At 69.5% G+C, this 23,261-nt stretch carries 25 protein-coding genes; 11 read left to right on the top strand and 14 right to left on the bottom strand.

Translation table 11 applies throughout. The annotated features are described in order from the left end of the window. Positions 1-154: 154 nt before the first annotated feature. The gene (locus BLS56_RS10785; RefSeq protein ID WP_091449848.1) at positions 155-757 is read right to left on the bottom strand and encodes a macro domain-containing protein; all 603 of its coding nucleotides are present in this window, start codon (positions 755-757) and stop codon (positions 155-157) included. 121 nt (positions 758-878) lie between these two features. Between BLS56_RS10785 and pheA the strand changes: the two genes are divergently transcribed. The 4 genes from pheA (at position 879) to BLS56_RS10765 (ending at position 4,369) form a co-directional block, all read left to right on the top strand. Beyond that, entirely contained in the window at positions 879-1,793 is a 915-nt protein-coding gene (gene pheA / locus BLS56_RS10780; protein WP_091449847.1) for a prephenate dehydratase, read from the top strand. Further along, a complete protein-coding gene (locus tag BLS56_RS10775) occupies positions 1,790-2,422 on the top strand; it encodes a histidine phosphatase family protein (RefSeq protein WP_324187512.1) in 633 nt (210 codons plus the stop codon). Before pheA ends, BLS56_RS10775 begins: the two co-directional genes overlap by 4 nt. Positions 2,423-2,549: 127 nt before the next feature. Next, positions 2,550-3,563: an ATP-binding cassette domain-containing protein gene (locus BLS56_RS10770; RefSeq protein ID WP_091449846.1), complete on the top strand. Its 1,014-nt coding sequence runs from the start codon at positions 2,550-2,552 to the stop codon at positions 3,561-3,563. Then, positions 3,560-4,369 (top strand): ABC transporter permease, encoded by an 810-nt coding sequence (locus tag BLS56_RS10765; RefSeq protein ID WP_091449845.1) that lies wholly within the window; start codon positions 3,560-3,562, stop codon positions 4,367-4,369. Before BLS56_RS10770 ends, BLS56_RS10765 begins: the two co-directional genes overlap by 4 nt. Before the next feature lie 405 nt (positions 4,370-4,774). Here BLS56_RS10765 and BLS56_RS10760 read toward each other — a convergent pair whose 3' ends face one another. Then, positions 4,775-5,584: a Cof-type HAD-IIB family hydrolase gene (locus tag BLS56_RS10760; protein WP_091449844.1), complete on the bottom strand. Its 810-nt coding sequence runs from the start codon at positions 5,582-5,584 to the stop codon at positions 4,775-4,777. An 89-nt stretch (positions 5,585-5,673) separates the two neighbouring features. Here BLS56_RS10760 and BLS56_RS10755 point away from each other — a divergent pair, with 89 nt between their 5' ends. The 4 genes from BLS56_RS10755 to BLS56_RS10740 all read left to right on the top strand — a co-directional run bounded on the left by BLS56_RS10755 (position 5,674) and on the right by BLS56_RS10740 (position 9,615). Continuing rightward, positions 5,674-6,663 (top strand): LLM class flavin-dependent oxidoreductase, encoded by a 990-nt coding sequence (locus BLS56_RS10755; RefSeq protein ID WP_091449843.1) that lies wholly within the window; start codon positions 5,674-5,676, stop codon positions 6,661-6,663. A 32-nt stretch (positions 6,664-6,695) separates the two neighbouring features. Then, the gene (gene glf, locus BLS56_RS10750) at positions 6,696-7,976 is read left to right on the top strand and encodes a UDP-galactopyranose mutase (protein WP_091449842.1); all 1,281 of its coding nucleotides are present in this window, start codon (positions 6,696-6,698) and stop codon (positions 7,974-7,976) included. An 82-nt stretch (positions 7,977-8,058) separates the two neighbouring features. Further along, complete coding sequence (locus tag BLS56_RS10745; RefSeq protein WP_407640508.1) at positions 8,059-8,562, top strand: phosphatase PAP2 family protein; 504 nt, start codon at positions 8,059-8,061, stop codon at positions 8,560-8,562. Between the two features lie 144 nt (positions 8,563-8,706). After that, on the top strand, positions 8,707-9,615 hold the full coding sequence (locus tag BLS56_RS10740; RefSeq protein ID WP_228771544.1) for a decaprenyl-phosphate phosphoribosyltransferase: 909 nt from the start codon (positions 8,707-8,709) through the stop codon (positions 9,613-9,615). Positions 9,616-9,626: 11 nt separating this feature from the next. Here BLS56_RS10740 and BLS56_RS10735 read toward each other — a convergent pair whose 3' ends face one another. The 4 genes from BLS56_RS10735 to BLS56_RS10720 form a co-directional block, all read right to left on the bottom strand. Continuing rightward, positions 9,627-10,202, bottom strand: a complete 576-nt coding sequence (locus BLS56_RS10735; RefSeq protein ID WP_091449839.1) for an NlpC/P60 family protein — start codon at positions 10,200-10,202, stop codon at positions 9,627-9,629. A gap of 39 nt (positions 10,203-10,241) precedes the next feature. Then, the gene (locus BLS56_RS10730) at positions 10,242-13,382 is read right to left on the bottom strand and encodes an AfsR/SARP family transcriptional regulator (protein ID WP_091449838.1); all 3,141 of its coding nucleotides are present in this window, start codon (positions 13,380-13,382) and stop codon (positions 10,242-10,244) included. Positions 13,383-13,562: 180 nt separating this feature from the next. After that, a complete protein-coding gene (locus tag BLS56_RS10725; protein WP_091449837.1) occupies positions 13,563-13,799 on the bottom strand; it encodes a DUF397 domain-containing protein in 237 nt (78 codons plus the stop codon). Between the two features lie 6 nt (positions 13,800-13,805). After that, positions 13,806-14,678: a helix-turn-helix domain-containing protein gene (locus BLS56_RS10720; protein WP_091449836.1), complete on the bottom strand. Its 873-nt coding sequence runs from the start codon at positions 14,676-14,678 to the stop codon at positions 13,806-13,808. Positions 14,679-14,893: 215 nt separating this feature from the next. Here BLS56_RS10720 and BLS56_RS10715 point away from each other — a divergent pair, with 215 nt between their 5' ends. After that, a complete protein-coding gene (locus BLS56_RS10715; RefSeq protein ID WP_091449835.1) occupies positions 14,894-15,334 on the top strand; it encodes a hypothetical protein in 441 nt (146 codons plus the stop codon). A gap of 400 nt (positions 15,335-15,734) precedes the next feature. Here the strand turns inward: BLS56_RS10715 and BLS56_RS10710 are convergent, their stop codons facing one another. After that, positions 15,735-16,490 (bottom strand): decaprenylphospho-beta-D-erythro-pentofuranosid-2-ulose 2-reductase, encoded by a 756-nt coding sequence (locus BLS56_RS10710; protein ID WP_091449834.1) that lies wholly within the window; start codon positions 16,488-16,490, stop codon positions 15,735-15,737. Continuing rightward, a complete protein-coding gene (locus tag BLS56_RS10705; RefSeq protein WP_228771543.1) occupies positions 16,487-17,854 on the bottom strand; it encodes an FAD-binding oxidoreductase in 1,368 nt (455 codons plus the stop codon). The genes BLS56_RS10710 and BLS56_RS10705 overlap by 4 nt, the downstream gene beginning before the upstream one ends. A 76-nt stretch (positions 17,855-17,930) precedes the next feature. Here BLS56_RS10705 and BLS56_RS10700 point away from each other — a divergent pair, with 76 nt between their 5' ends. Beyond that, positions 17,931-18,347 carry a GtrA family protein gene (locus BLS56_RS10700; RefSeq protein ID WP_091449833.1) on the top strand — a complete coding sequence of 139 codons (417 nt, stop codon included), beginning with the start codon at positions 17,931-17,933 and terminating at the stop codon, positions 18,345-18,347. Between the two features lie 48 nt (positions 18,348-18,395). Here the strand turns inward: BLS56_RS10700 and BLS56_RS10695 are convergent, their stop codons facing one another. After that, a complete protein-coding gene (locus BLS56_RS10695; protein WP_091449832.1) occupies positions 18,396-18,665 on the bottom strand; it encodes a hypothetical protein in 270 nt (89 codons plus the stop codon). Between the two features lie 91 nt (positions 18,666-18,756). Between BLS56_RS10695 and BLS56_RS10690 the strand changes: the two genes are divergently transcribed. Then, positions 18,757-19,263, top strand: a complete 507-nt coding sequence (locus BLS56_RS10690; protein WP_228771542.1) for a DUF6817 domain-containing protein — start codon at positions 18,757-18,759, stop codon at positions 19,261-19,263. Positions 19,264-19,401: 138 nt separating this feature from the next. Here BLS56_RS10690 and BLS56_RS10685 read toward each other — a convergent pair whose 3' ends face one another. From BLS56_RS10685 to wzm, 5 genes are all read right to left on the bottom strand, one after another. After that, positions 19,402-19,920, bottom strand: coding sequence for a hypothetical protein (locus BLS56_RS10685; protein WP_091449831.1), 519 nt, complete (start codon positions 19,918-19,920; stop codon positions 19,402-19,404). Continuing rightward, positions 19,920-20,546, bottom strand: coding sequence for a NucA/NucB deoxyribonuclease domain-containing protein (locus BLS56_RS10680; RefSeq protein WP_175482767.1), 627 nt, complete (start codon positions 20,544-20,546; stop codon positions 19,920-19,922). The genes BLS56_RS10685 and BLS56_RS10680 overlap by 1 nt, the downstream gene beginning before the upstream one ends. 64 nt (positions 20,547-20,610) lie before the next feature. Further along, positions 20,611-21,513, bottom strand: coding sequence for a galactofuranosyltransferase GlfT1 (gene glfT1, locus BLS56_RS10675; protein WP_091449829.1), 903 nt, complete (start codon positions 21,511-21,513; stop codon positions 20,611-20,613). Between the two features lie 13 nt (positions 21,514-21,526). Continuing rightward, positions 21,527-22,318, bottom strand: a complete 792-nt coding sequence (gene wzt, locus BLS56_RS10670) for a galactan export ABC transporter ATP-binding subunit Wzt/RfbE (RefSeq protein ID WP_091449828.1) — start codon at positions 22,316-22,318, stop codon at positions 21,527-21,529. A gap of 15 nt (positions 22,319-22,333) precedes the next feature. Then, positions 22,334-23,251 carry a galactan export ABC transporter permease subunit Wzm/RfbD gene (gene wzm / locus BLS56_RS10665; RefSeq protein ID WP_228771541.1) on the bottom strand — a complete coding sequence of 306 codons (918 nt, stop codon included), beginning with the start codon at positions 23,249-23,251 and terminating at the stop codon, positions 22,334-22,336. Between the last annotated feature and the right edge of the window lie 10 nt (positions 23,252-23,261).

The raw sequence follows: 23,261 nt of genomic DNA, 5'->3' as shown, positions 1-23,261 counted from the left end.
GATGGGCGTACCTAGCGTCAACGTAGGTGCTCAGCACGGGTTTGCGCTGTGACCGATTACACCGATCGGGGGACCTACGGTGTGGCGCACGTGACGTTTCGGTGAACGCCCGATTTATGAAACACCCGATGACCTGCGGCGAGGTGATCAGAACTCAGCTTTCGAGGAAAATCTCGTCCCAGGCCACCGAGACCTGCCGCGCGCACACCTCGGGTGGCACCCGGCCGACACCGGTGCCCAACCCGGGCATGGCGATGGTGTGCACGGCGGCGCGGACCGGGGTGCCGTCGTCAAGGGTGCCGTCGCGCCAGAGGCGGAAGACGGCCTTCGCCGCCAGATAGGGATGGACGGTGTCGTGCGCCAGGATCTGCGACGGCTCGCGCATCGTCGGCGCGGTGATCAGCCACGCGGGGGCCACCGCGTCGGTCGGCACGATCAGCGCCTCGCCGACCGGCAACTCGCCGCCGTGGTAGGCCAGCACCGCGCTGCGCACGCGCTGCTCCGCGCCCGGGAAGGCCCGCGCGTACACCGCGTCGATGCCGCCGCGCATCCAGCCGAACGAGTTCGCCGGGGACACCACGGCGTGCGCGGGCACATCCAGCACCGACCCGCGGTGCACCCGGACGTCCTGCCTGCCCTCGGCCGCGGTCTCCCACGCCGCGGCGAGCGACTCGCTCACCGCGCACAGGACCAGGTCTGGGGTGCCGGATATCCGGCGGGGCACCGCCGCCGTCCCGGTCTCCGAATCCGCGGTCACACTCCCAGCATGGCATCTGGGAAGCACCGGCGGTAACCGTTGTTTGGCAATCAACGGAACAACGTTGGGCAGCGTAGACGGTCTGTGACAGGTGTTCCCCGATCGTGCGTAGGGTGAGCGCGTGCCGAGAATCGCCTATTTCGGGCCCCGAGGAACCTTCACCGAGCAGGCCGCCGCGGCGTTCGACGCGCACGCGGAGTTGGTGCCGCTGCCGACGATCCCGCTTGCCGTCGCCGCGGTACGCGCGGGTGAGGCGGACCTGGCGTGCGTGCCGGTGGAGAACTCGGTCGAGGGCGCTGTGTCGGCCACGATGGACACTCTCGCCGGGGACGCGCCCGTCGTCGCGGTCGCCGAGCGCGTGCTGCCGGTCCGGTTCTCCGTGCTGGTCCGTCCCGGTGCGACGTTCGCGGACGTGCAGACCGTGGCCAGCCACCCGCACGCGCTCGCACAGGTCCAACAGTGGCTCGGTAAGCACATGGCGAACGTGACCCAGCTGGCGTCGACCTCCACGGCCGCCGCCGCCGTCGGCGTGCTGGCGGGGGAGTTCGACGCCGCCGTCACGGCCCCGGTCGCGGCAGCCCACTACCCGCTGGCGGAACTGGCGACCGAGGTCGCCGACGAGTCGGACGCGGTGACCCGGTTCCTGGTGCTCTCCCGACCCGGCGCGCTCCCCGAGCCCACCGGGGCCGACCGCACGTCGGTGTTCGTCGTCGTGTCGCACCGGCCGGGCGAGCTGGCCGCGATGCTCACCGAGTTGGCGATGCGCGGGATCAACGTGTCCAGGATCGAGTCGCGCCCACTGCGCAACCGGTTCGGCGAGTACCGCTTCTACCTGGACTTCGACGGCCACATCGCCGAGCAGCGGGTAGGCGACGCTCTCGCCGCCTTGCACCGCCGGAGCCAACGCGTGCGCTTCCTCGGCTCTTATCCCAAAGCGGACGGTGTGGCGTCGACAGTGACCGATGGGACCGGCGACACCGACTACCGGGAGTCAGCGGCCTGGCTGGCGGCGCTGCGCCGCGGGGAGGACGCGTGAGCCTGCGGGTGATGCTGATCCGGCACGGTGAGACGCCCGCGAACGTGCGGCACGTGCTGGACTCCCGCCCGCCCGGCCCGTCGCTGACCGGGATGGGCCGCAGGCAGGCCGCCGCCCTCGCAGAACGGCTCGCGGACGAACCCGTGGCCGCCGTCTACGCCAGCGTCGCCACCCGCGCGCGGGAGACCGCCGAGCCGCTGGCGAAGACCCACGGGCTGCCGCTGGTTGTCGTCGACGGCGTGCACGAACTCCAGGTCGGCGACCTGGAGGGCCGCTCGGACGACGCGGCGATGACGCTGTTCGGCCAGGTCTTCACCCGGTGGGCCGAAGGCGACCTGGCCGCGGCGATGCCCGGCGGCGAGAGCGGCGAAGAGATCCGCGCACGCTACTTCCCCGCCCTCCGGGAGATCCAGGACCGGCATCCGGACGGCCTGGTCCTGCTGGTGAGCCACGGCGGGGTCATCCGGCTCGTCGCCGACTGGCTGTGCGACAACATCGGCGCCCAGCTCGCCAACGCGCGGCCGCTGCCCAACACCGGGCACGTGCTGATGGAGTGGCGCGGCTCGGGGTCGCGGGTGGGGTGGCAGGCGGGGTGGCACTGCCTGGAGTGGACCGGGGTCGACCTCTAGGTTCCTCACCCTCAGTGGTGTGAGTTGGGCCGATCGGGTGCCGCCCTCGGCGAAAATGGGCCGACTTTGTCGGTGGCCCGGTTTACCCTCCGGGCACTGACTCATTCGGACTATCCAGGGAGGGCACATGCCCCCGCCCGCGTCCTCGATCGCTGTGCGCGCGGAAGCGTTGGTCAAGACCTTCGGGTCGACCCGCGCCCTCGACGGTGTCGATCTAGAGATCCCCGCAGGCACCGTCCTCGGTCTGCTCGGCCCCAACGGGGCCGGGAAGACAACCACCGTACGAATCCTCACTACCTTGCTGCGCCCGGACTCCGGGCGGGCTTTCGTCGCGGGCCACGACGTGGTGGCCGACCCGGACGCCGTCCGGCGCTCGATCGGCCTGTCCGGCCAGTACGCGGCCGTGGACGAGCACCTCACCGGTTACGAAAACCTCTACATGGTCGGCAGGCTCTATGGGAAGAACCGCACCGACGCGGCGGCCCGCGCCCGCGAGCTGCTGGCCCGGTTCCGGCTTCAGGACTCCGCGGACCGGCCAGCCAAGACCTACTCCGGCGGTATGCGCCGCAGGCTCGACCTCGCGGGCGCGCTGGTCGCCGAGCCCGCGGTCGTCGTGCTGGACGAGCCGACCACCGGGCTTGACCCGCGCGGGCGGCTCGACACCTGGGAGGTCATCGGCGAACTGGTAGCCGACGGCGCCACGGTGCTGCTCACCACGCAGTACCTGGAGGAGGCGGACCAGCTCGCCGACAAGATTTTCGTGATCGACCACGGCAAGGTCATCGCCGACGGCACAGCCGACCAGCTCAAGGCCCAGGTCGGCGGCGAACGGCTGGAGATCGTCGTGGGCGAGCCGGGCGAGCTTGCCGCGGTCGCCCAGGTGCTGTCCGAGGTCGGCTCGGACGAGCCGGTCACCGAGGACCACCAGCGGCGCGTGCACGTCAAGGTCGACACCGGCCCGAAGGCCCTGGTCGAAGCGCTGCGCAGGCTCGACCAGCAGAGCGTCACCGTCCTCGATGTCGCCCTGCACCGCCCGACCCTCGACGACGTGTTCCTCTCCCTGACCGGCCACTCGGCCGAGGACGAGCCCACCGCCGAGCCCGAGGGCAAGAGCAAGGGCAGGAAGGCGAAGTCCCGATGACCACGATCTCCGCGAGCACCCGCGACAGCGGTGTCGTCACGTGGCGCAACCTGATGAACGTGCGCCGCCAGCCCGACCTGCTGCTCGGCGCGACCCTGCAGCCGATCATGTTCGTGCTGCTGTTCGCGTTCGTCTTCGGCAACAGCATCGGCAACGACCCCGATGCGTACCGCGAGTTCCTGATGGGCGGCATCTTCGCCCAGACGGTCGCGTTCAACTCCGCCTACACCACCATCGGCATGGCCGCCGACCTGGAGAAGGGCGTCATCGACCGGTTCCGCTCGCTGCCCATGTCCCGGGCGGCGGTGCTGGTCGGCCGCACCACATCCGACCTCGTGGTCAGCGCGCTCGGCCTGCTGGTGATGTCGGTCTGCGGCCTGCTGGTCGGCTGGCGCATCCGAGGCAGCGTCGTGGACGCGGTCATCGGCTACGCCATGCTGCTGCTGTTCTCGTTCGCCATGTCCTGGATCGGCGCCTGGATCGGGATGCTCTCCGGCAACGTCCAGGTCGCCCAGAGCGCGGGCTTCATCTGGATGTTCCCGGTCACCTTCATCTCGTCCGCATTCGTGTCGGCGTCGAGTATGCCCGGCCCACTGAAGGTCTTCGCCGAGTGGAACCCGGTCACCGCCGTCGCCGACGCGGCCCGCGAGCTATTCGGCAACGAACGCCCCGGCGTCCTGGCCGCCCGCCCCGAGTCCTGGCCTGCCCAGCACGCGGTCCTGTTCGCGATCGTGTCCTGCGTGGCGATCCTGGTGATCTTCACCCCCATCGCGGTGGCGAAGTACCGCAAGGTCGCAAGCAAGTAGCTCGACAAACAACTGAACAAAACAACTGAATCAAGGTGAGGCGGTGCTCCCCGAGCGCCGCCTCACCTTGAGGAACCCACCCCACTCACCTGCCAACCGAGCCCGACCTCTCAGGTGCTTGACGGGGTAAAGCGGCCAGCCCTCTCACCTGCCAAGGAAGCCAGACCCTGCCGGGGGCTCGACCGCAGCGGGACAGCGAACCCGCCCTCCTGCCAGCCGGACTCAACGCTGCCAGGTGCTCGATGGGGTGGAGTGGTTTCTTCGGGGGAGAAGGAAGATCGCTAAGCTGGCCGCGCGTGTGATGCCGCAGGCTTCCCACCCTCTTTCACACGGGCGATCTTCCTTCGTAGGGGCCCCGAAGAAACCACTCCACCCCATCGAGCAACCCCACGAAAGCAAGCCCCCTCAGAACCACCGCTCCAGCACCCGAGCCACCCCGTCCTCGGAGTTCTTGGCCGTCACCTCGTCCGCGGCGGCTTTCACAGCGGGATGAGCGTTGGCCATAGCCACCCCATGCCCCGCCCACCGCAGCATCTCGATGTCATTGGGCATGTCCCCGAACGCGATCACCGCGGTCTGCGGAACCCCCAGCAAACCAGCCACTTCAGCCAGCCCCGTCGCCTTGGTGACGCCGGGCGCCGACACCTCGATCAGCCCGCGGTCAGTCGAGTAAGTCACGTCAACGGCGTCGCCCAGCAGTTCGGTGGCGGCCAGCGCGATCTCATGGCTGGTCATGCCCTGGTGCCGGATCAGCAGTTTGCTGGCCGGGTGCCCGAGCACTTCCGCACGAGGCCGCACGTTGTTCTCCGCGTCCCCCCACGGATTGCTGTACCCCGGCTCGGACGCGAACGCGGTGACGCCGAGGTCCGCGCCGACTTCCGCGCGTTCGGTGGCAACCCGGATGCCCGGTAGGACCGTCTCCAGGGTGTGGGTGACGTCGTGCAAGAGGATCGGGTCGAGCGAGTGCGCGGAGAGGACTTCGTCGGAGGTGATGTCGTAGACGATGGCGCCGTTGGCGCAGACCGCGTAGCCCTCCAGGCCCGCGAGGGCCGCGACCGGGGGAATCCAGCGCGGGGGCCTGCCGCTGACCAGCACGAACGGCGCTCCGGCCGCGCGGACCCTGGTGATGGTGTCCAGGGTGCGAGGGGAGACGCGGTCCATCGGGTCGAGCAGGGTGCCGTCGACGTCGGAGGCAACGAGGCGGGGGTTGTCCACCGTCTTATCCTCCCCGACGTGGGCGGCTGTCCAGGGTGGGCTTGGTTACCTCGGCCTGAATCGTGGGCTCTGAGCGATAGGTTCGCCTGGTGCGCGTTGGCATTGTGATCCTTCCCGAACATCGATGGTGGGCCGCGGAGCCCTGCTGGCGGGGGGCCGAGGAATACGGCTTCGACCACGCCTGGACCTACGACCACCTGGGGTGGAGAACCCTGGTCGACGGCCCGTGGTTCGACTCGATCACCACGTTGACCGCCGCCGCCATGGTCACCTCGCGGATCAGACTCGGGACGCTCGTCGCGACACCGCACTTCCGGCACCCGGTCCCCTTCGCCCGGCAGATCCTGGCCATCGACGACATTTCCGACGGGCGGTTCCTGCTCGGCCTGGGGTCCGGGGCGAGCGGCGCGGGCGGGTACGACCGCGTGGTCATGGGGAACGAGGAGATCACCCCCGACCAGGTGGCCGACCGGTTCGACGAGTTCGTGCGGCTGACCGACTCGCTGTTGATCCAGCCCAAGACGACGCACTCCGGCGAGTTCTACCGCACCACCGAGGCGCGCAGCGCGCCCGGCTGCGTGCAGCGGCCCCGGGTGCCGTTCGTCGTCGCGGCCAACGGGCCCAGGGCGATGCTGGTGGCCGCGCGGCACGGGCAGGGGTGGGTCACCACCGGCTCGCGGGAGGCCACGACGGTGGACGAGTGGTGGCGCGACGTGGAGCGGCGGGCGCGGCGGTTCGACGGCATCCTGGCCGCGCAGCGGCGCGACCCGGCGAAGGTGGCCCGCTACGTCAGCGTGGACGCCTCCCCGCTGTACTCCCTGGAGAGCGTCGGCGCGTTCCAGGAGCACGTGGGCCGCGCCCGCGACGCCGGGTTCACCGACGTGATCACCCACTGGCCGCGCGCCGACGGACCGTACGCGGGCCGCGAGACCGTGCTCGAAGAAGTCGCCGCCGATGTGCTCCCGCTGCTCGGCGGCTGGGCCACCCGCCAATCCGCGGCACAAGGGAATGGCCCGGAGGGCAACGGACCGGGGCCCTTGGGCGTCCGAGAAGGCAGGGGAGGAAACCCGGAGGGGTGAGTGGGGGACACCTGGCCCCGGCGCAGGGGGGAATGGTGCCGGGGCCGTCCCGCGCCCGGGGGCGACCCCGGGGGCTGACGCGGGTAGCCTCCAGCACCGTGAGCGCGGCGGCAGACACCCATGACAACTACGACGGCTACGACCTGATCGTCGTCGGGTCCGGATTCTTCGGCCTGACGATCGCGGAGCGGACCGCGACCCAGCTGGACAAGCGTGTGCTTGTGCTGGACCGGCGTTCGCACATCGGCGGCAACGCCTACTCGGAGCCGGAACCCGAGACCGGCATCGAGGTGCACCGCTACGGCGCGCACCTGTTCCACACCTCCAACAAGCGGGTGTGGGACTACGTGAACCAGTTCACCGAGTTCACCGACTACCAGCACCGCGTGTTCGCGCGTTACCAGGGACAGGTCTACTCCTTCCCGATGAACCTGGCGCTGATTAACCAGTTCTTCGGTAAGTCCTTCACCCCGGACGAGGCGCGGGCGCTGATCGCGCAGCAGTCCGCGGAGATCGAGACCGAGAAGGCGCAGAACCTCGAAGAGAAGGCGATCTCGCTGATCGGCCGCCCGCTCTACGAGGCGTTCGTCCGCGGGTACACCGCCAAGCAGTGGCAGACCGACCCGAAGGAACTGGCGCCGTCGATCATCACCCGACTGCCGGTCCGCTACACCTTCAACAACCGGTACTTCAACGACACCTACGAGGGCCTGCCCGTCGACGGGTACACCGCGTGGCTGGAGAAGATGGCCGCGCACCCCAACATCGAGGTCCGCCTCGACACCGACTACTTCGACGTGCGCGACAAGATCCCCGCGGGCACGCCGACGGTCTACACCGGCCCGCTGGACCGGTACTTCGACTACTCGGCGGGCACGCTGGGCTGGCGCACCCTGGACTTCGAGACCGAGGTCCTGCCGACCGGCGACTTCCAGGGCACCTCCGTCATGAACTACAACGACGAGGACGTCCCGTTCACCCGGATTCACGAGTTCCGGCACTTCCACCCGGAGCGCAAGCACTACCCGACGGACAAGACGGTCATCGTCCGCGAGTTCTCCCGGTTCGCCGAGGGGCAGGACGAGCCGTACTACCCGATCAACACCCCCGAGGACCGGGCGAAGGTCGCGGCTTACCGCGAGCTTGCCAAGGCTGAGGCGGCGACGAAGAACGTCGTGTTCGGCGGGCGGCTGGGCACTTACCAGTACCTCGACATGCACATGGCGATCGGTTCGGCGCTGTCGGTGTTCGACAACAAGATCGCTCCGCATCTCACTGAAGGGGCCCCGTTGGAGGGCTCCATCGACGTATAGAAACATCGTGGGCGCTCCCCCGATTCAGGTCGGGGGAGCCACCCGCGATCAGGAGGTAATTGTGGACCGCAGCGCGTCCGCCGTGGGGCGGGAGACCGCCGCACTGAGCCGGGTGCAGGGCGCCATCGGCACACCGGCGGTGGTGAAGGCAGCCCACGGGTTGTCCCTGTTCGGCGAGCACAGCGCGGGCTGGTTCGCCCTCGGCCTGGTCGGCGCCGCCGTCGACCGCAAGCGGCGCAAGGACTGGCTGGTCGCCGCGGGCGGCGTGGTCGCGGCGCACGCCGCGTCGATCGCGGTGAAGCGGGTCGTGCGCAGGCCCCGACCGGACGACCCGTCGGTGAAGATCCTGGTCGGCACGCCGAGCAAGCTCAGCTTCCCGTCTTCGCACGCGACGTCCACGACGGCGGCCGCGGTGCTGTACTCGGGGCTCACCGGGCGCAGCCTGGTGCCGGTGCTGGTGCCGCCGATGCTGGTCTCCCGGCTCGTCCTGGGCGTGCACTACCCGACCGACGTCCTGGCGGGCTCCGCGCTGGGCGCGGTGCTCGGCGGGGTGCTGCGCAGGCGGTTGCGAAGGGGACGGCGATGACCGAGCTTGCGAGCGAGTCTTTGACGCAGTGCGTGGGCGCGCGAGACCACCGAACTTGTGAGGTGGTCGCATGAGCGAGCTTGCGAGCGAATCATTGACGCAGTGCGTAGGCACGCGAGACCACCGAACTTGTGAGGTGGTCTGGTGAGCGGGACCGTCACCGAGCCCGCCGCCGTGTCGGGGCGCACCAGTGTGGTCGGCGGCCTGATCCGCACGGCCCGGCCGCGCCAGTGGGTGAAGAACGTCCTGGTGCTGGCGGCCCCGTTCGCCGCGAACCGGATCTTCGAGCGGGACGTGCTGGTCGACGCGGCGATCGCGTTCGCCGCGTTCTGCCTGGTGTCCTCGTCGGTGTACCTGGTCAACGACGCGATCGACGTCGCGGCCGACCGCGAGCACCCGACCAAGCGCAACCGCCCGATCGCGGCCGGGATCGTGCCGGTCCAGCTCGCCTACGGGCTGGCGGTGGTGCTGTTCCTGTCGTCGCTCGCGGTGGGCTTGCTGTCGGGCTGGCCGCTGGTCATCGTGCTCACCGTCTACGCGGCCGTGCAGCTTGGCTACTGCCTCGGGCTCAAGCACCAGCCGGTGATCGACCTGTGCATCGTCGCGTCCGGATTCCTGCTGCGCTCGATCGCCGGTGGTGTCGCCGCCGGGATTCCGCTGTCGCAGTGGTTCCTGCTGGTCACCGCGTTCGGCTCGCTGTTCATGGTGTCCGGCAAGCGCTACGCCGAGATCATCCTGTTCGAGCAGACCGGCGCGAAGATCCGCTCGTCGCTGTCGAAGTACTCGTCGAGCTACCTGCGGTTCGTGTGGGCGACCTCGGCCGCCATCATGATCACCACCTACTCGCTGTGGGCGTTCGAGATCCGCGAGGTGAACAACTCGGTGTGGGCGGTCATCTCGATCGTCCCGTTCGTCATCGCCGTCCTGCGCTACGCGGTCGACGTCGACGGCGGCCACGCGGGTGAGCCGGAGGACATCGCCCTCAGGGACCGGGTGCTACAGGTCCTCGGCGCGTCCTGGATCGGGTGCCTGGCGCTGTCGGTTTACCTGTAGGTCTTCAGGACCTAGATCAGCTGGTGGTAGCGGTACGGCTGGTAGTGCGCGGCTGTGTCCGTCCACCGGTAGTCGCGGCGGACGGTGTGCGGCGGGTTCTGCTCGTACACCCAGTGTTTGTCGCGCGCCTGGTCCACCCAGCCGCCGAAGACCCGCACGTGCCCCGCCTCGGCGGGCCAGTTCGGGTTCTTCCACAGCAGGATGTCGCCGGGGCGCAGGTCGTCCTTGTCGATGCGGTGGCTGACCGTGTCGAGGTCGTTGGTGGTGTGGTTGCGGTCGGCTTTCCAGGCCATCGACACGAAGCCGGAGCAGTCCTGGCGGTAGCCCTCGAAGGTGGCGCCGCTGTCGTAGGGGACGGCGAGGTCGACCCAGTGTTTGGCACGGGCAAGGACCTCTTCGCCGGTTATCGGCGCGGCGGTAGTCGTCAGCGCGGGCAGCTTCCCCCGGTCTACCGGTGTGCTGTGGCGCGCTTCGTGGAGGCGGTCGTTATCGGTCGACAAGGCGGCGCCGGTCAGTGCTGTCGTGGCGACGAGAGTCGCCAGGATCGCGCGGACCAGGCGGTTTCCGCGTCCGTGGGTGCTTTTCATGGCACCTCGGATGCCCGGTACGCGCGGAGTTAGCCGCCACTATCGGTGGGTTGATCGCACGTGCTCGTACCAGGAGGCCGGGGTGTGGGCGGCGAGTTCGGCCGCCTCGCGCCCTGCGGACGCGGCGAACAGCGCGGTCGCCCGCCGCCAGTGCGCGTCGGCCAGCGCCGGGTCGGCCGCTGCGAGATCGCGCAGGGTCCTGGCCTGCCACAGCGGCAGCCCCAGGTCCTCCCAGCCGCGCAGCGCGGCGCCAAGCACGTCCGCGGCCAGGGCCCGGTCGCCGAGCGCGAGGTGCGCCTCGCCGAGGGTCCTGGTCATCAGGGCCACCCCGAACCGGTCGCACTGGCTGACACAGGTCGCCAGGCAGCCGGTGAGCGTGTCGATGATGTCTTGGCCAGCGATGCCCTTGCCAGTGGTGTCTTGACCGTGACCGCTGGCGCCCAGCCGCAGCAGCGCCTTGGCCCACGACTGCCGCGCGTAGGTCTCACCCAACTCGTCGCCCGCGGCGGACAGCACCGCCGCCGCCCGCTCGCTCAGCTCCGCGGCCTGCCCGTGCTCGCCGCGCGCGCGGTGGCACAGGCTCAGCCCGCGCAGCGCCAGCGCCTCGCCGCGCAGGTCGGCAAGCCCCCGGTACAGCTCGACGCAGCGCTCGAACCCGGTCACGGCGTCGGCCATCGCGCCGTGGTCGCGGCTGATCGCGGCCAGGCCGTAGCGGGCCGCCGCGACCACGCTGCCGTCGCCGATGCGCGCGCCGACGTCCGCGGCGGCGGCCAGGTCGCGCCGCGCGCCGGCGATCTCGGCCAGGTCGCGGCGGACCGTGCCGAGCCCGACCAGGGCCACCGCCCGGGTCGCGTCGTCGCCGGTCGCTGCCGTGTGCGCCACGGCAGCGGTGAAGTGCTCCAGCGCCGCGGCGTACTCGTCCTTCTCGTAGTGCAACTGGCCAAGCCCGGCGAGGACGACGGCCTCGGCCTGCCGGTCGCCGGTCGAACGGGCCGCGGTCAGCGCGACCTCGTGCGTGCGCTGCCAGCCGTCGAACTCGTTGCGCGCGGCGAACGGGGACGACAGCAGAGTCGTGATCAGCAGCGTCGTCATGCCGTCGATGCCCAGGTCGTGCGCCCGCTCCACGGCCCGCACCACCGTGGCGGTCTCCGACTTGAGCCACTCGGTCGGGTTGTCCTCGACCTCGGCGACCAGCCGGGGGTCCACCTCCACGTTGGCCGCCAGATTCGGCCGCAGCCGCAGCGTCACCCTGGGCAGCTTGCGTGAGCCTGCCTCGACCAGCGCCATCCAGGTGGCCAGCGTGCGCGACACCGCGGCGGCCACCATGTCCGCAGGCTCGTCCACCTCGGCGTGCTCCGCCCCGAACAGCTGCACGAGGTCGTGCAGGCGGTAGCGGACCCGGCCGATGCGGTCGAGGCCCGCCACCTCAAGCAGCCGCAGGTCGACCAGCCGCGCCACGGCGTCCTGCGCATCTTCCAGCGGGATGTCGAGCAGCGGGGCGGCCAGCCACCAGCCGAAGTCGGGCAGGTCGAGCACGCTGAGCAGGTGGAACGCGCGCCGCTGCAGGTCGTCCAGCTCGCGGTAGTTGAGCAGCAGGCTGGAGCGGACCGCCAGGTCGCCGACGGCGAGTTCGTCGAGCCTGCGGCGCTCGTCGGACAGCCGCGCGGCCAGCGCGGGCAGCGGCCAGTCCGGCTCGGCCAGCAGCTTCGCCCCGGCCGCCCGGATGGCCAGTGGAATGCCCCCGCACAGGGTCGCGATCCGCGCGGCCGCATCGGGCGCTGCGGCCACCCGGTCCGCGCCAATGATCTTGCCGAGCATCTCCACGGCGGTTTCGGTGCTGAAGAAGTCCAGCTCGACGGGGGTGGCTCCGTCGATGCCGGTGAGCCGCGACCGGCTGGTGATGATCACCAGGCAGTGCGGGTCGTCGGGTAACAGCGGGCGCACCTGCGTTTCGTTGCGCGCGTTGTCCAGCACGATGACCAGCCTGCGGCCCGCCACCGTCCGCCGGAACAGCGCCGCCCGATCCGCCACGGTCGCGGGCAGGTCGCTGCCCGCGACGCCCAGGGCGCCGAGGAACCGGCCCAGCACATCGAACGCGCCCAGGTCGCGGTCGCGGCCGCGCAGGTCGGCGAACAGCGCCCCGTCCGGGCAGCGCGCGCGCAGCCGGTGCGCGGCGTGCACGGCCAGCGCCGACTTCCCCGACCCGCCGAAACCGGACACCACCACGGTCGGCGGGCTCGTGCGCGCGCCGCTGGACTCAGCGGACTCAGCGGACTCAGCGGACCCAGCGGACTTATCGGGTTTGGGGGCCTCGGCCAGGCGCAGCACGGTGGCCAGGGGCTCGGCGCGGCCGGTGAAGTCGCAAATGTCCGGCGGCAGGTTTCCCGGCACGACCCTCGGCGGGCCGGGTAACCCGGATAAGTTCATGGGCGTGGTCGTCTCCACCCGCTGCCGCGGCACCCGCCGCTCCAGCGCGCCGGACCGGATCGCCTCGTGCAGGTCGCGCAGCGGCTCGCCCGGCTCGGCGAGTTCGCGGTACACGGCCAGCGCGTCGGCCTGCCTGCCGGTCTCGACCAGCGCCCGCATGAGCAGACCGCGGGCCTCTTCGCGCAGCGGGTTCGCCACGACCAACGCGCGCAGCGACGCGCACAGCTCCCCCGCGCGGCCCTGCGCGAGCAGGCACCGGGCCAGCCCCTCCTCCGCGCTCAGCCGTTCCTCGGCGAGCACCCGCGCGCGGGCGCGGGCGAAACCGGCGTCGATCCCGCAGAACGCTGGCCCGCGCCACAGGCCAAGGGCCTGGCCGTACCGCTCGGCCGCGGCGCCGTGGTCGGCGGCGCGTTCGGCTTGCCTGCCCGCGGCGAGAGTCCGCTCGAACGTCTCCAAGTCGCTGTCGGCGGCGTCGACAGCGAGCAGGTAGCCCTGCGAGCGCGCCGCCAGTGCCTCCGCCCAACCCGCCGCGGCGAGACCCCGCCGCAGCAGCGAGATGTAGTCCCGCACCAACGCGGCCGCCGACCGCGGCGGCGAATCGTCCCAGAGCAGGCCGATCAGCCGGTCGGTCGGGACGACCTGCCGAGCCTGTAGCAGCAGCGCCGAGAGCAGAGCCTTCGACTCGGGTCCGCCGAGATGGGCCTCGGCGTCCCGGATCCGGACTCGCACCGGCCCCAGCACCAGGATGCGCACGTGCTTACCCCCAGGTAGGTGTGCTCAACCACGCGTATTGAGCCCCCGACGCATTGTGTAACACCGGAGGGGCTTACCGGAAGTGGGCCTGCGCTGTTCTCAGCTTCGACGCCCTGGCGATCGGTCTGGGACCGGTCGCCAGGGGTCTGCCTGACGGGCGCCGGAAACGGCGCCCGCGATTCACAGGTCGAACTCGCCGTTCTTGGCGCCGTGCAGGAACCCCGCCCACTCGTCGAGGTCGAAGACGAACGCGCCGACCTCCGGCTGCTTGCTGTCGCGCAGGCCGATGATCCCCTGGCTCTTGAGGGCCATGTTGACCGTGACGCAGCCGGTGCCGTTGGCGTCGCTGGCGGTGGCCTTGAGCCAGCTCTGTTCGGGGAACCGGGCGGCGGAGGTGATCGGGTCGTACTTCTGCATGTGTCGCTACAGCCCTTTCGCTTTCTTGACGGTGTCGGTCAGTACGCGACGGATGAGCTTACGCGTGTCGACTTCGGACAGTGCGGCGCCGCGAATCTGTTCCCATCGGGTCTGGAACAGGCGCAGGGCCTCGTCGTCATCGATCGTGGCGGCGCCGACCTCGTACTGCACGCTGACGAAGTCTCGCATGAGGACACTGTCGAATTTAAGGAAAGTCCACCCGTAGGTGGCCGCTGGAAAAGCCGCGCCGAAGGGTTTGACGAGAATGGTGATGTGCGGCAGATCGGACAGCGCGAGCAGGTGTCGCAGTTGCGCGGCCATCATGATCGGGTCGCCCATGTCGGTGTGCAGACAGGCTTGATCAAGAATGAACGTGCAGTCCGGTGGGGAGTCCTGCATGAGGATCGCGCGCTGCCGGGCGAGTCGGGTTCGGATCTTCGGCTCGACACTGACCGCGCCGCCTAACTCGAACTGCCTGCGCATGTACTCTTCGCTCTGGAGCAGGCCGTCGTGGGCTTGCAGGTGCACCGCGTTGATGACGCGCGCGTCGCGTTCGACCTCTTCGTGCTTTTGCCACCACGCCGCGTTCGGCGAGGTTTCCACAAAGGTCCCGCTTTCGCTGTACGGCGACCGCGCGAACCGGCGCAATTCCTCGGCCTGGGCGTCATCGATGCCGTACAGCGCGATGAGCCGGTTCAAATCGTCCATCTTTATCCGGACGATGTGCGCGTTTTCCAGCTTGGCCAGTTTGGGCTGGCTCATTCCGGCCTGTTCTGCGGCGTCCACTTGCGACATTCCCCTCGGTCCGACCGCGTTGCGCGCGTCGCGCAGCGCGAGGCCGAGGCGGACACGGCGGTGTGAGGGAGGGCCGGCGGGCACAGAGAGTCACTCCTTGGTTACGGACGTTTCCACCCTTCGAGGGATCGCCCGGGGCGAATGATTCGGAATATTATGGTCTCATTCCGCTGGCGCCCGCCCCCAGGCGCGTAGCGGCAACCGTAGGCGACTGTCACCACCACCGCGCGGTCGAACCCAACGGCGGCAGGCGCCCCGGCCATCGGCGCCCGACCCGCCTGTCCGATTTGGAGTGATCGATGAGCGTTCTCTGCCCGTCCGAGCCGTCGCGACTGCGGGCAGGTGAGCGTCCGGTTGGCACCGCGAGACCCGCCGCCCCAGCCCACCCCGTCGCCCATCCGGCGTCGAGCGCGACCAAGGCCCTCACCGGAGTCAGCCACGTCGTCGCGGGCCTCACCCTGCCCGCCCCGGAAACCGACCCGACCCACACCTACCCGCCCCGCCTGGTGGGCCGCATGGCCGACCGAGAGCCGCCCAGCACCCTCCCCGACGTCGGCACCCGCGTCGAGCTACCCGACGGCCGGGTGGGCGTCGTCCGCCACTACGAGTGCTACAGCGAGCACCAGGCCACCTTCCCGGTGCAGGTGGGCCAAACCACCACCACCTGGGTCCTGAGCGCCCTCAAAGTCGTCGACACCCCCGAGGCGGACGTTCCCACCCCCCGCCCCAGCGACGCCTGAGGCCTGCGGCCGCGCCCGAGCCACCGCGAAACCAGGGCATGTGCACGTCGGAAGCCGCGCCTGCCACTCAACGGTCGGAAGTCCCGCACGCACTGTGGCGGCGAATCCCTCGACCGCGCCGCTGACACCTGGTTCGTGCCGCTAGCGCGTCCCACCCGCGCGACAGACACCGCCCTCGCCAGGACAACAAAGCGCCCCATCACACGCGGGCGGCATAACACGCGGGCGGCATACCCCACCCTCCCCGGGGGGCCGCCCCGCTCCAGTCTATCGGCTCTGGGGCCCGAGGGAAGGGGAGCGCGAAACCTGTGGACAGGTGTGGGGCATGTGGATAACCCACACCGCCGGGAAGGCCTTTCCCGGGACAATCCCCGGGCATCGCGGTCCGAGCCGCGGGTGGTCAGATGGGCAGTTTGCGGAAGATCGGGCGCGGGATGTGGCGCAGGACCGACATGACGAGCCGCCACTGGGCCGGGGCCCACACCAGGTCCTTGCGCTTGCGGACCGCGTCCACGACGACCTCGGCCACCTTGTCGGCGGTGGTGGCCATGGGGGCCGCTGTCATGCCCTCGGTCATCTTGGTGCGCACGAAACCGGGGCGGACCACCGTCACGTGGATGCCCTCGGGGCGCAGGGCCTCGCCGAGGCCGAGGTAGAAGCCGTCGAAGCCCGCCTTGGTGGCGCCGTAGACGAAGTTGGACCGGCGCACGCGCTCGCCCGCGACCGAGGACAGGGCGACCAGGGCGCCGTGGCCCTGCTTGCGCAGCCGCTCGGCGAGGGCGATGCCGAGGGAGACCGGGGCGGTGAAGTTCACCTGGGCGAGTTCGACGCCCGCGGTGTGGTCCTGCCAGAGCTGTTCGGCGTCGCCCAGCAGGCCGAAGGCGACGACGGTGACGTCGATGTCGCCCTCGCTGAACGCGTCCTCGACCAGCTTGGGGTGCGAGTCGATGTCGCGGGCGTCGAAGGGCAGGGTGCGGACCGTCGCGCCGAGGTGGCGGAGTTTCGCCGCGGCGGCGTCGAGGCGGGCGGAGGGGCGCGCGGCCAGGGTGACGGTCAGCGGGCGCTGGCGGGCGTAGTTCTCGGCGATGGCGAGCCCGATCTCGGACGTGCCGCCGAGCAGGAGCAGGGACTGCGGGGTGCCGACTGCGTTGATCAAAGTCCGAGCCTTCGCGATTGGTCCGAGGTGAACAGTCCGTCCGGGTCGACCGAGTCGCGCACCTTGCGCCACTCGTCCAGCCGCGGGTACATCCGGTGGAAAGTCTGCGGGGCGGTGCGGGATTCCTTCGCCAGGTACAGCCTGCCGCCCGCGGCGAGCACGGCCTCGTCCAGCGACGCGCAGAACTCGGTGAGGCCGGGGGTGATCGGGAAGTCGACCGTGATCGTCCACCCGGGTTGGGGGAACGACAGCGGCGCCTGGTTGCCCGCACCCATCCGCTTGAGCACGTTGAGGAACGACACGTGCCCCGATTCAGCGATACGCCGCACGATCGTGCGAAGTTCCGCGTCCGCGCTGAACGGCACGATGAACTGGTATTGGAGGAACCCGTGCGAGCCGTAGGCCCGGTTCCACTCCCCGAACAGGTCGAGCGGGTGGTAGAACGCGGTCAGGTTCTGGATCTGGCCGCGGCCGCGCTTGGGCGCCTTGCGGTACCAGGCTTCGCCGAGCGCGCGGAACGTGAGCTTGTTGGCCAGGCCGTTGGGGAACACGTCCGGAAGCGTCAGCAGCTGCGGCGCGTCGAAGCGCAGCGGGTTGGCGCGGTGCTTCTTGGGCAGCTCGTCCACCTTGGCCAGGGAGCCGCGGGAGAACACCGCGCGGCCGAGTTTGGGGCCGGTGGAAATGGAGTCGAACCAGGCCATCGAGTAGTCGTAGCCGTCGTCGGAGCCGTCGGAGAACAGTTCCAGCGTCTCGTCCAGGCCGGACGTGCGGTCGGTGTCGACGACGAAGTAGGCGCTCTCGGTGTGCTTGAGGGCCACGGTGGCGCGCAGGATGATCCCGGTCAGGCCCATGCCGCCGACGGTCGCCCAGAACAGGTCGGAGTCCGGGCCGTCGGGGGTGATGGTGCGGACCTGGCCGTCGGCGGTGAGCAGGTCCATCGAGCGGACGTGGTTGCCGAAGCTGCCCGCCGAGTGGTGGTTCTTGCCGTGGATGTCGGAGCCGATCGCGCCGCCGATGGTCACCTGCCGGGTGCCCGGGAGCACCGGCACCCACAGGCCGAACGGCAGCGCGGCGCGCATCAGCTTGTCCAGGCTCACCCCGGCGTCGAGGACGGCCAGGCCGCTGCCTGCGTCGATGGAGTGGACGCGGTCCACCCCGGTCATGTCCACGACCAGCCCGCCCGCGTTCTGCGCCGGGTCGCCGTAGGAGCGGCCGAGGCCGCGCGCGATGACGCCCCGCTCACCCGCGGCCGCGACAGCGGCGATGACGTCGTCCGCGGTGCTCGGACCGGCCACCCGGGCCGCGGAGGGCGCCGTGCGACCCCATCCGGTCAGCGTGCGCGTCTCGAACTTCGCTGGCTCCACGGCACCCAGGGTAGCGGCGCGTCTCGGCGCTCTTAGACTTGTCCCGCCTAAGCGGCGACAGCGGAGACGGGACGACATGACCGAGGTCCGGAACGACATCCAGCGCGCCGGGTTGCTGCGGCAGCTCACGCGCTTCGTCATGGTCGGCGGTTTCTGCGCGCTGGTCGACTCGGGGACCTACTGGCTGCTGTTGCAGGCGGACCTGTGGGTGCACCTGGCCAAGGCGCTCAGCTTCGTCGCGGGCACCACCACCGCGTACTTCCTCAACAAGCGCTTCACCTTCACCGACGCCGCCGACCGCGGCATCGGCCAGGCAGGCGGTTTCGCGCTGCTCTACACGGTGACGTTCTTCGTCAACGTCGGCACGAACGCGCTGATGCTGGCGCTGCTGCCGGAGTTCCGCTGGGAGTACGCGCTGGCCTGGGTGATCGCCCAGGGCGTCGGCACGTCGATCAACTTCGTGCTGCTGCGCACGGTCGTCTTCCGGCACTGAAGACCCGCCGGTGGTGAACACCCCCCAGCATCACCACCGACGGGCCGCTCAGACGCCGAAGCCGTGCTTTCCCTTGTCCGGGGTGCCGTAGACGCGGACGTGCGCGGGCAGGACGTCGAGGTGCGCGGTGACCACGTGCGCGAAGTTCACCGCGACGGTCGTGCCGTCCTCCAGTTCCGGGGTGTCGACGCCGCCGGAGGCCAGCAGGACCGGGAGGCGGGGCGCCAGGCTCTTGGCGCTCTTGGCGGACAGGGAGAACACCAGGGGCTCGCCGCCGCTGGCCAGGTGCAGGATCAGGGCTTGCCGGGATTCGCTCATGGCAGCACTCGACCACGAAAACCCTTGGCGCACAACAATAGTTCACCAATAGCGGATTCGCTTTCGGCGGACAGCGCGTAGCCTCTGGCCTATGATCGAGGACTTCTTGGCGGCCAGGGGAGCCGCTGAGCTGGCGCACCCGGGGGGCACGCTGCTCGCCCACCTCGGGCGCACCCGGGACGCGCTGGTCGCGTGGGGCGCCCGACCCGCCCTGCAGCTAGCCGGATTCGCGCACGCCGCGTACGGCACGGCCGGGTTTCCGCAGTCGCTGGTGTCGCTGGCGGAAAGACACGTCCTGGTCGACCTGGTCGGCGGCGAGGCGGAGGCGATCGTCTACGCCTACTGCGCGCTCGACCGCGAGTTCAGCTACCCCCGGCTGCTGTCGCGGGTGGTGCGCGACCGGTTCACCGGTGTCGAGTCGCGGGCCGAGCCCGCACTGGTGCGCGACCTGGTCGAGCTGACCTTCGCCAACGAGTTGGACGTGCTGGCGCAGAGCCCGGAGCTGCGCAAACGGCACGCGGGCGACCTCAAGGCGCTGCTGTCCTCGTGGTCGGCGTACGCCAGCGTGCCCGCCGCCGAAGCGCTCGAACGGCTGTGAGCGGCGCGGGACACGAAGTCCTCGCCCAACTGGTCGGTGGTGCGCTTCCAAGTCAGGTCCGGTTCAGCGGGAACCTGGACCGGTCGAGGTGACCACACCCAGCAGTTGCTCTGGACCTGTTGACCTCAGAGATGGCGCTTACCCGCTTGTTGGGAAACCGGACCAGGATTTGCGCAGTGCAGGCGGTGTGTCGGCATCGCGAGGCCAGAGTCGCAACTGATAGGAGTCGCTGCCTTCAGCGCCGCTGGCCGCCTCGGTGTAGCCGCGACCAGATACCCGGGCTCGGTACGCTCCGGACGGCACTGATTCCTCCGTGCTGAGCGATCCGAACCCTCCGGAGGGCTCGAACACGATCCGACCGTCGACCACGTCGAAATCAACATCGACCACGTGATCCCAGGTGTCGTCATCGGGCGGCGGCTCCTGCTGCCACACCTCGATCCGCATCGGGGCGTTGAAGCTTTTACGGAAGGGCACAACAAGGTCAATCAACCCGTCTGCGACACCGACGAATCGTTCAGATTGTTCGGCGTCGTTCAGCGCGCGCGTCACGGCCTCGCTCGGAGGTTTCCTGCCCCAAGGGGACGCCGAGTAGATGTAGACTTGACCGTAGTCGATCTCGACTTCAGTGCTGATCGTGATATCTGGCCTCGTCATCAGCAGTCACCCCGCTCCTTGGCGATGTCAACACCTTGGTACGGCCCTGGCGCGATCTTGCTTGGGTGTGTGATCACAACAAGGAAGTCGTCGCCATCCCTGATTCCTGCCGCATCGTACCGTCTCCCAAGAGTGCCACCTTGGCAACGATTCTCACGTGCGGGCACTTCATGCTCTTGGGCGCCCTCGCCGCCCTGCCTGGTTGACGCGAACGGAAATTCATCGCATTGCCCGCCGTTCGGCCGGGGAAAGCTCGGTCTGCATACCTGCCTGCGGTTGACGGATTCCCGTGTGGAATCCTTGGTCAACACGCCGGGTTTCCCGGCTTTCCATGCGGTGGAGATGTTGCGGGCGATGAACGGCATCCGCTGCGCATCGATCATGACGAACTTGAGGTCGTCGCAATCCTGGTCGAGGGTATTTCGTTGCGAAACGCACTTGCGCACCTGTGACGCGGCTGATGCGGCAACCATGAATTGTGTCTCAACTTCGCCCACTAGTTCGGTCCCGCCGGTTATTCCCTCAACGAGGTCGGTGACCTTGACCCGCAACTCGGGGATGGCGACAACGGTGACGACGGCGATCGCGGCGAATAGCAGTGCCCCGCTTCTGGTCTTGGTGGCCACGAGGGGCATGGTGACAGTCTGATGTGCCGATAATAACCGCCAATCGAGTGGTTCAATTTAGATATCAGTGCCGGAAGAAGCGTTCCCGGCGGCCCTTGCGGACCAGTTTCAGCCACTCCAGGAAAGCCTTCGGGTCGCGTTTCGTGCCCAGGAAGTAGAGGCCGAAGCGGAACACCTCAAGCAGCCCGATCTTGCGCATTCCCGGCTGCGATAGCAGGTATCCGCGGTTGCGGTATGTGTAGTACCGCTTGACCTCGTTCTCCGGGTCCTGCGCGTGCAGTTTCCCGCCGAGCATCGGCTTGAACTCGTCGGAGCCGTCGGGGTGCAGGTAGGCGGCCTTGAGGCTGGTGCCGAACGGCAGGCCGGAGCGCAGCAGCCGCCGGTGGACCTCCACCTCGTCGCCGCGGAAGAACAGGCGGTAGTCGGGGACGCCGACCACGTCGAGGGTGTCGGCGCGGAACAGGGCGCCGTTGAACAGCGACGCGATGCCGGGTAGGAAGTCCTCGCCGAGCTGGTCGGCGGTGCGCTTCCAGGTCAGGCCCCTGCGCAGCGGGAACGCGAGCTTCGCAGGCTCGTCGATGTTGGTCACCATCGGCGAGACCTCGGCCAGGCCGCGCTGCTCGGCGACCTCCAGCAGCGTGCCCAGGACGTTCTCGTCCGCGGGGCGGCCGTCGTCGTCGGCCAGCCACAGCCAGTCCGCGCCCAGCGCCAGCGCGTGCAGCATCCCCAGCGCGAACCCGCCCGCGCCGCCGAGGTTGCGGTGCGAGACCAGGTAGGTCGCGGGCAGCGGGCAGTTGTCCACGATGTCGCGGGCCGGGTCGTCCGGGCCGTTGTCGACCACGATCAGGTGGTCCGGCGGCCGGTTCTGCGCCGCGATCATCTTCAGCGAGTCCGCGAGGAGCGCGCGGCGGTGCCGGGTGACGACCACGGCCACGACCGAGTTCGGCGGAAGCTGCGCTGTGCTCATGGGATCAGGCCGCTCATCCGGTCTCGCCGAGCCTTTCGAGGGTTTCCTTGCTCATGTGCTCGAACGGGTCACGGCCCTTGTAGGCCGTGAGGACCTCGCGCAGCGAGCCCTGCATCTTGACCTGGCCCTCGTCCATCCAGATGGCCGTGTTGCACAGCTCGAAGAGCAGGTCGTCGGAGTGCGAGGCGAACACCAGCATCCCCGACCGGCGCACCAGGTCGACCAGGCGGTCCCTGGCCTTGGTCATGAACGCCGCGTCGACCGCGCCGATGCCCTCGTCCAGCAGCAGGATCTCCGGGTCGATCGAGGTGACCACGCCCAGCGCCAGCCGCACCCGCATACCCGTGGAGTAGGTGCGCAGCGGCAGGTGCAGGTAGTCGCCCAGCTCGGTGAAGTTGGAGATGTCGTCGACCCGCTTCTCCATCTCCTTGCGGGACATGCCCAGGAACAGCCCGCGGATCATGATGTTCTCCAGGCCGGAGATCTCCGGGTCCATCCCGACCGCGAGGTCGAACACCGGCGCGATCTTCCCTCTGATCCGCGATGTGCCTCTGGTGGGCTCGTAGATGCCTGAGAGCAGCCGCAGCAGGGTCGACTTGCCAGCGCCGTTGTGCCCGACGAGGGCCACCCGGTCGCCCTCCTTGAGGGTCAGGGTGATGTCGTGCAGGGCCTCGATGACCGGGACCCGGGCCTCGGTGCCGATCTTGCCGCCGACCTTGCCGAGGACGGCCTTCTTCAACGACCGGGTCTTGGCGTCGAAGATGGGGAAGTCGACGGAGGCGTTGTGGACCTCGATGCTGACCATGGCTAGCTGCCTCACTCAGACCCAGTAGGAAACACGGGCACGGTAGTTCCGCATGGCCAGGAAGGCCAGGGACCACCCGATCACGGTGATGCCGCCGACCACGACCCAGTGGTGCCAGCTCTGCGTGTTGCCGATCAGCGGCGCGCGCAGGATCTGGATGAAGTGGTACAGCGGGTTCAGCTCGGCGACCAGGATCTTCCAGTCCGCCGCCCCCTCGCCGAACCGCTTGGTCAGGATGTCGGTCGACCACACGATCGGGGTCATGAAGAACAGCAGCTGGGTCAGGGCGCCCACGACCTGCGGGATGTCGCGGTAGCGGGTGCTGATGATGCCGAACAGCAGCGTCACCCAGGCGCCGTTGAGCGCGATCAGGCAGAACGCCGGGATCGCCAGCAGCGCCGCCCAGCTCAACCCCGGCTGCGGTGTGCCGTGCTCGGTGATCTCGTAGCCGGGGGTCGACAGGTCGTTGAAGAAGATGGCCAGGACGACGACGTAGACCAGCAGGTTGTGCATCAGCATCAGCGTCTGCCGCCACACGGTGCGCAGGGCGTAGACGGTCAGCGGCGCGGGCAGGTGCTTGATCAGGCCTTCGTTGGCGATGAAGGTGTCCGACCCCTCGGTCAGGCAGCCGAGGATGAAGTTCCAGACGATGAACCCGACCGTCAGGTACGGCAGGAAGGTCCCGATCGAGGCCTCGAAGAGCTGCGAGTACAGCAGCCCGAGGCCCGCGGCGGTGATCGCCATGCTGAGGGTGATCCACAGCGGGCCGATGACCGAGCGGCGGTAGCGCTGCTTGATGTCCTGCCAGCCGAGATGGCCCCACAGCTCGCGGTGGCCGATGCCTTGGCGGATGTCCTGGGCCGCGCGCGCCCAGCTGCGGCCGGTGTGGGCCACGGGTGCTGAAGGGACGTCGATCGCGCTGATTGCTTGCACGATCGTTGAG

The organism is Actinokineospora iranica (assembly GCF_900101685.1).
Taxonomy (GTDB): domain Bacteria; phylum Actinomycetota; class Actinomycetes; order Mycobacteriales; family Pseudonocardiaceae; genus Actinokineospora; species Actinokineospora iranica.
Note: the sequence above shows the minus strand (reverse complement) of the source record. Positions and strands in the feature narration are given on the sequence as shown.

What these genes read in the sequence shown, in the direction of transcription:
- BLS56_RS10700 (WP_091449833.1), top strand. Translation starts at nt 17,931, where the DNA reads ATGACCGAGGTCCGGAACGACATCCAGCGCGCCGGGTTGCTGCGGCAG.
- BLS56_RS10735 (WP_091449839.1), bottom strand. Translation starts at nt 10,202, where the DNA reads ATGAAAAGCACCCACGGACGCGGAAACCGCCTGGTCCGCGCGATCCTG.
- wzt (WP_091449828.1), bottom strand. Translation starts at nt 22,318, where the DNA reads ATGGTCAGCATCGAGGTCCACAACGCCTCCGTCGACTTCCCCATCTTC.
- BLS56_RS10770 (WP_091449846.1), top strand. Translation starts at nt 2,550, where the DNA reads ATGCCCCCGCCCGCGTCCTCGATCGCTGTGCGCGCGGAAGCGTTGGTC.
- BLS56_RS10765 (WP_091449845.1), top strand. Translation starts at nt 3,560, where the DNA reads ATGACCACGATCTCCGCGAGCACCCGCGACAGCGGTGTCGTCACGTGG.
- glfT1 (WP_091449829.1), bottom strand. Translation starts at nt 21,513, where the DNA reads ATGAGCACAGCGCAGCTTCCGCCGAACTCGGTCGTGGCCGTGGTCGTC.
- BLS56_RS10685 (WP_091449831.1), bottom strand. Translation starts at nt 19,920, where the DNA reads ATGACGAGGCCAGATATCACGATCAGCACTGAAGTCGAGATCGACTAC.
- BLS56_RS10695 (WP_091449832.1), bottom strand. Translation starts at nt 18,665, where the DNA reads ATGAGCGAATCCCGGCAAGCCCTGATCCTGCACCTGGCCAGCGGCGGC.
- glf (WP_091449842.1), top strand. Translation starts at nt 6,696, where the DNA reads ATGGTGCCGGGGCCGTCCCGCGCCCGGGGGCGACCCCGGGGGCTGACG.
- BLS56_RS10690 (WP_228771542.1), top strand. Translation starts at nt 18,757, where the DNA reads ATGATCGAGGACTTCTTGGCGGCCAGGGGAGCCGCTGAGCTGGCGCAC.
- BLS56_RS10725 (WP_091449837.1), bottom strand. Translation starts at nt 13,799, where the DNA reads ATGCAGAAGTACGACCCGATCACCTCCGCCGCCCGGTTCCCCGAACAG.
- BLS56_RS10715 (WP_091449835.1), top strand. Translation starts at nt 14,894, where the DNA reads ATGAGCGTTCTCTGCCCGTCCGAGCCGTCGCGACTGCGGGCAGGTGAG.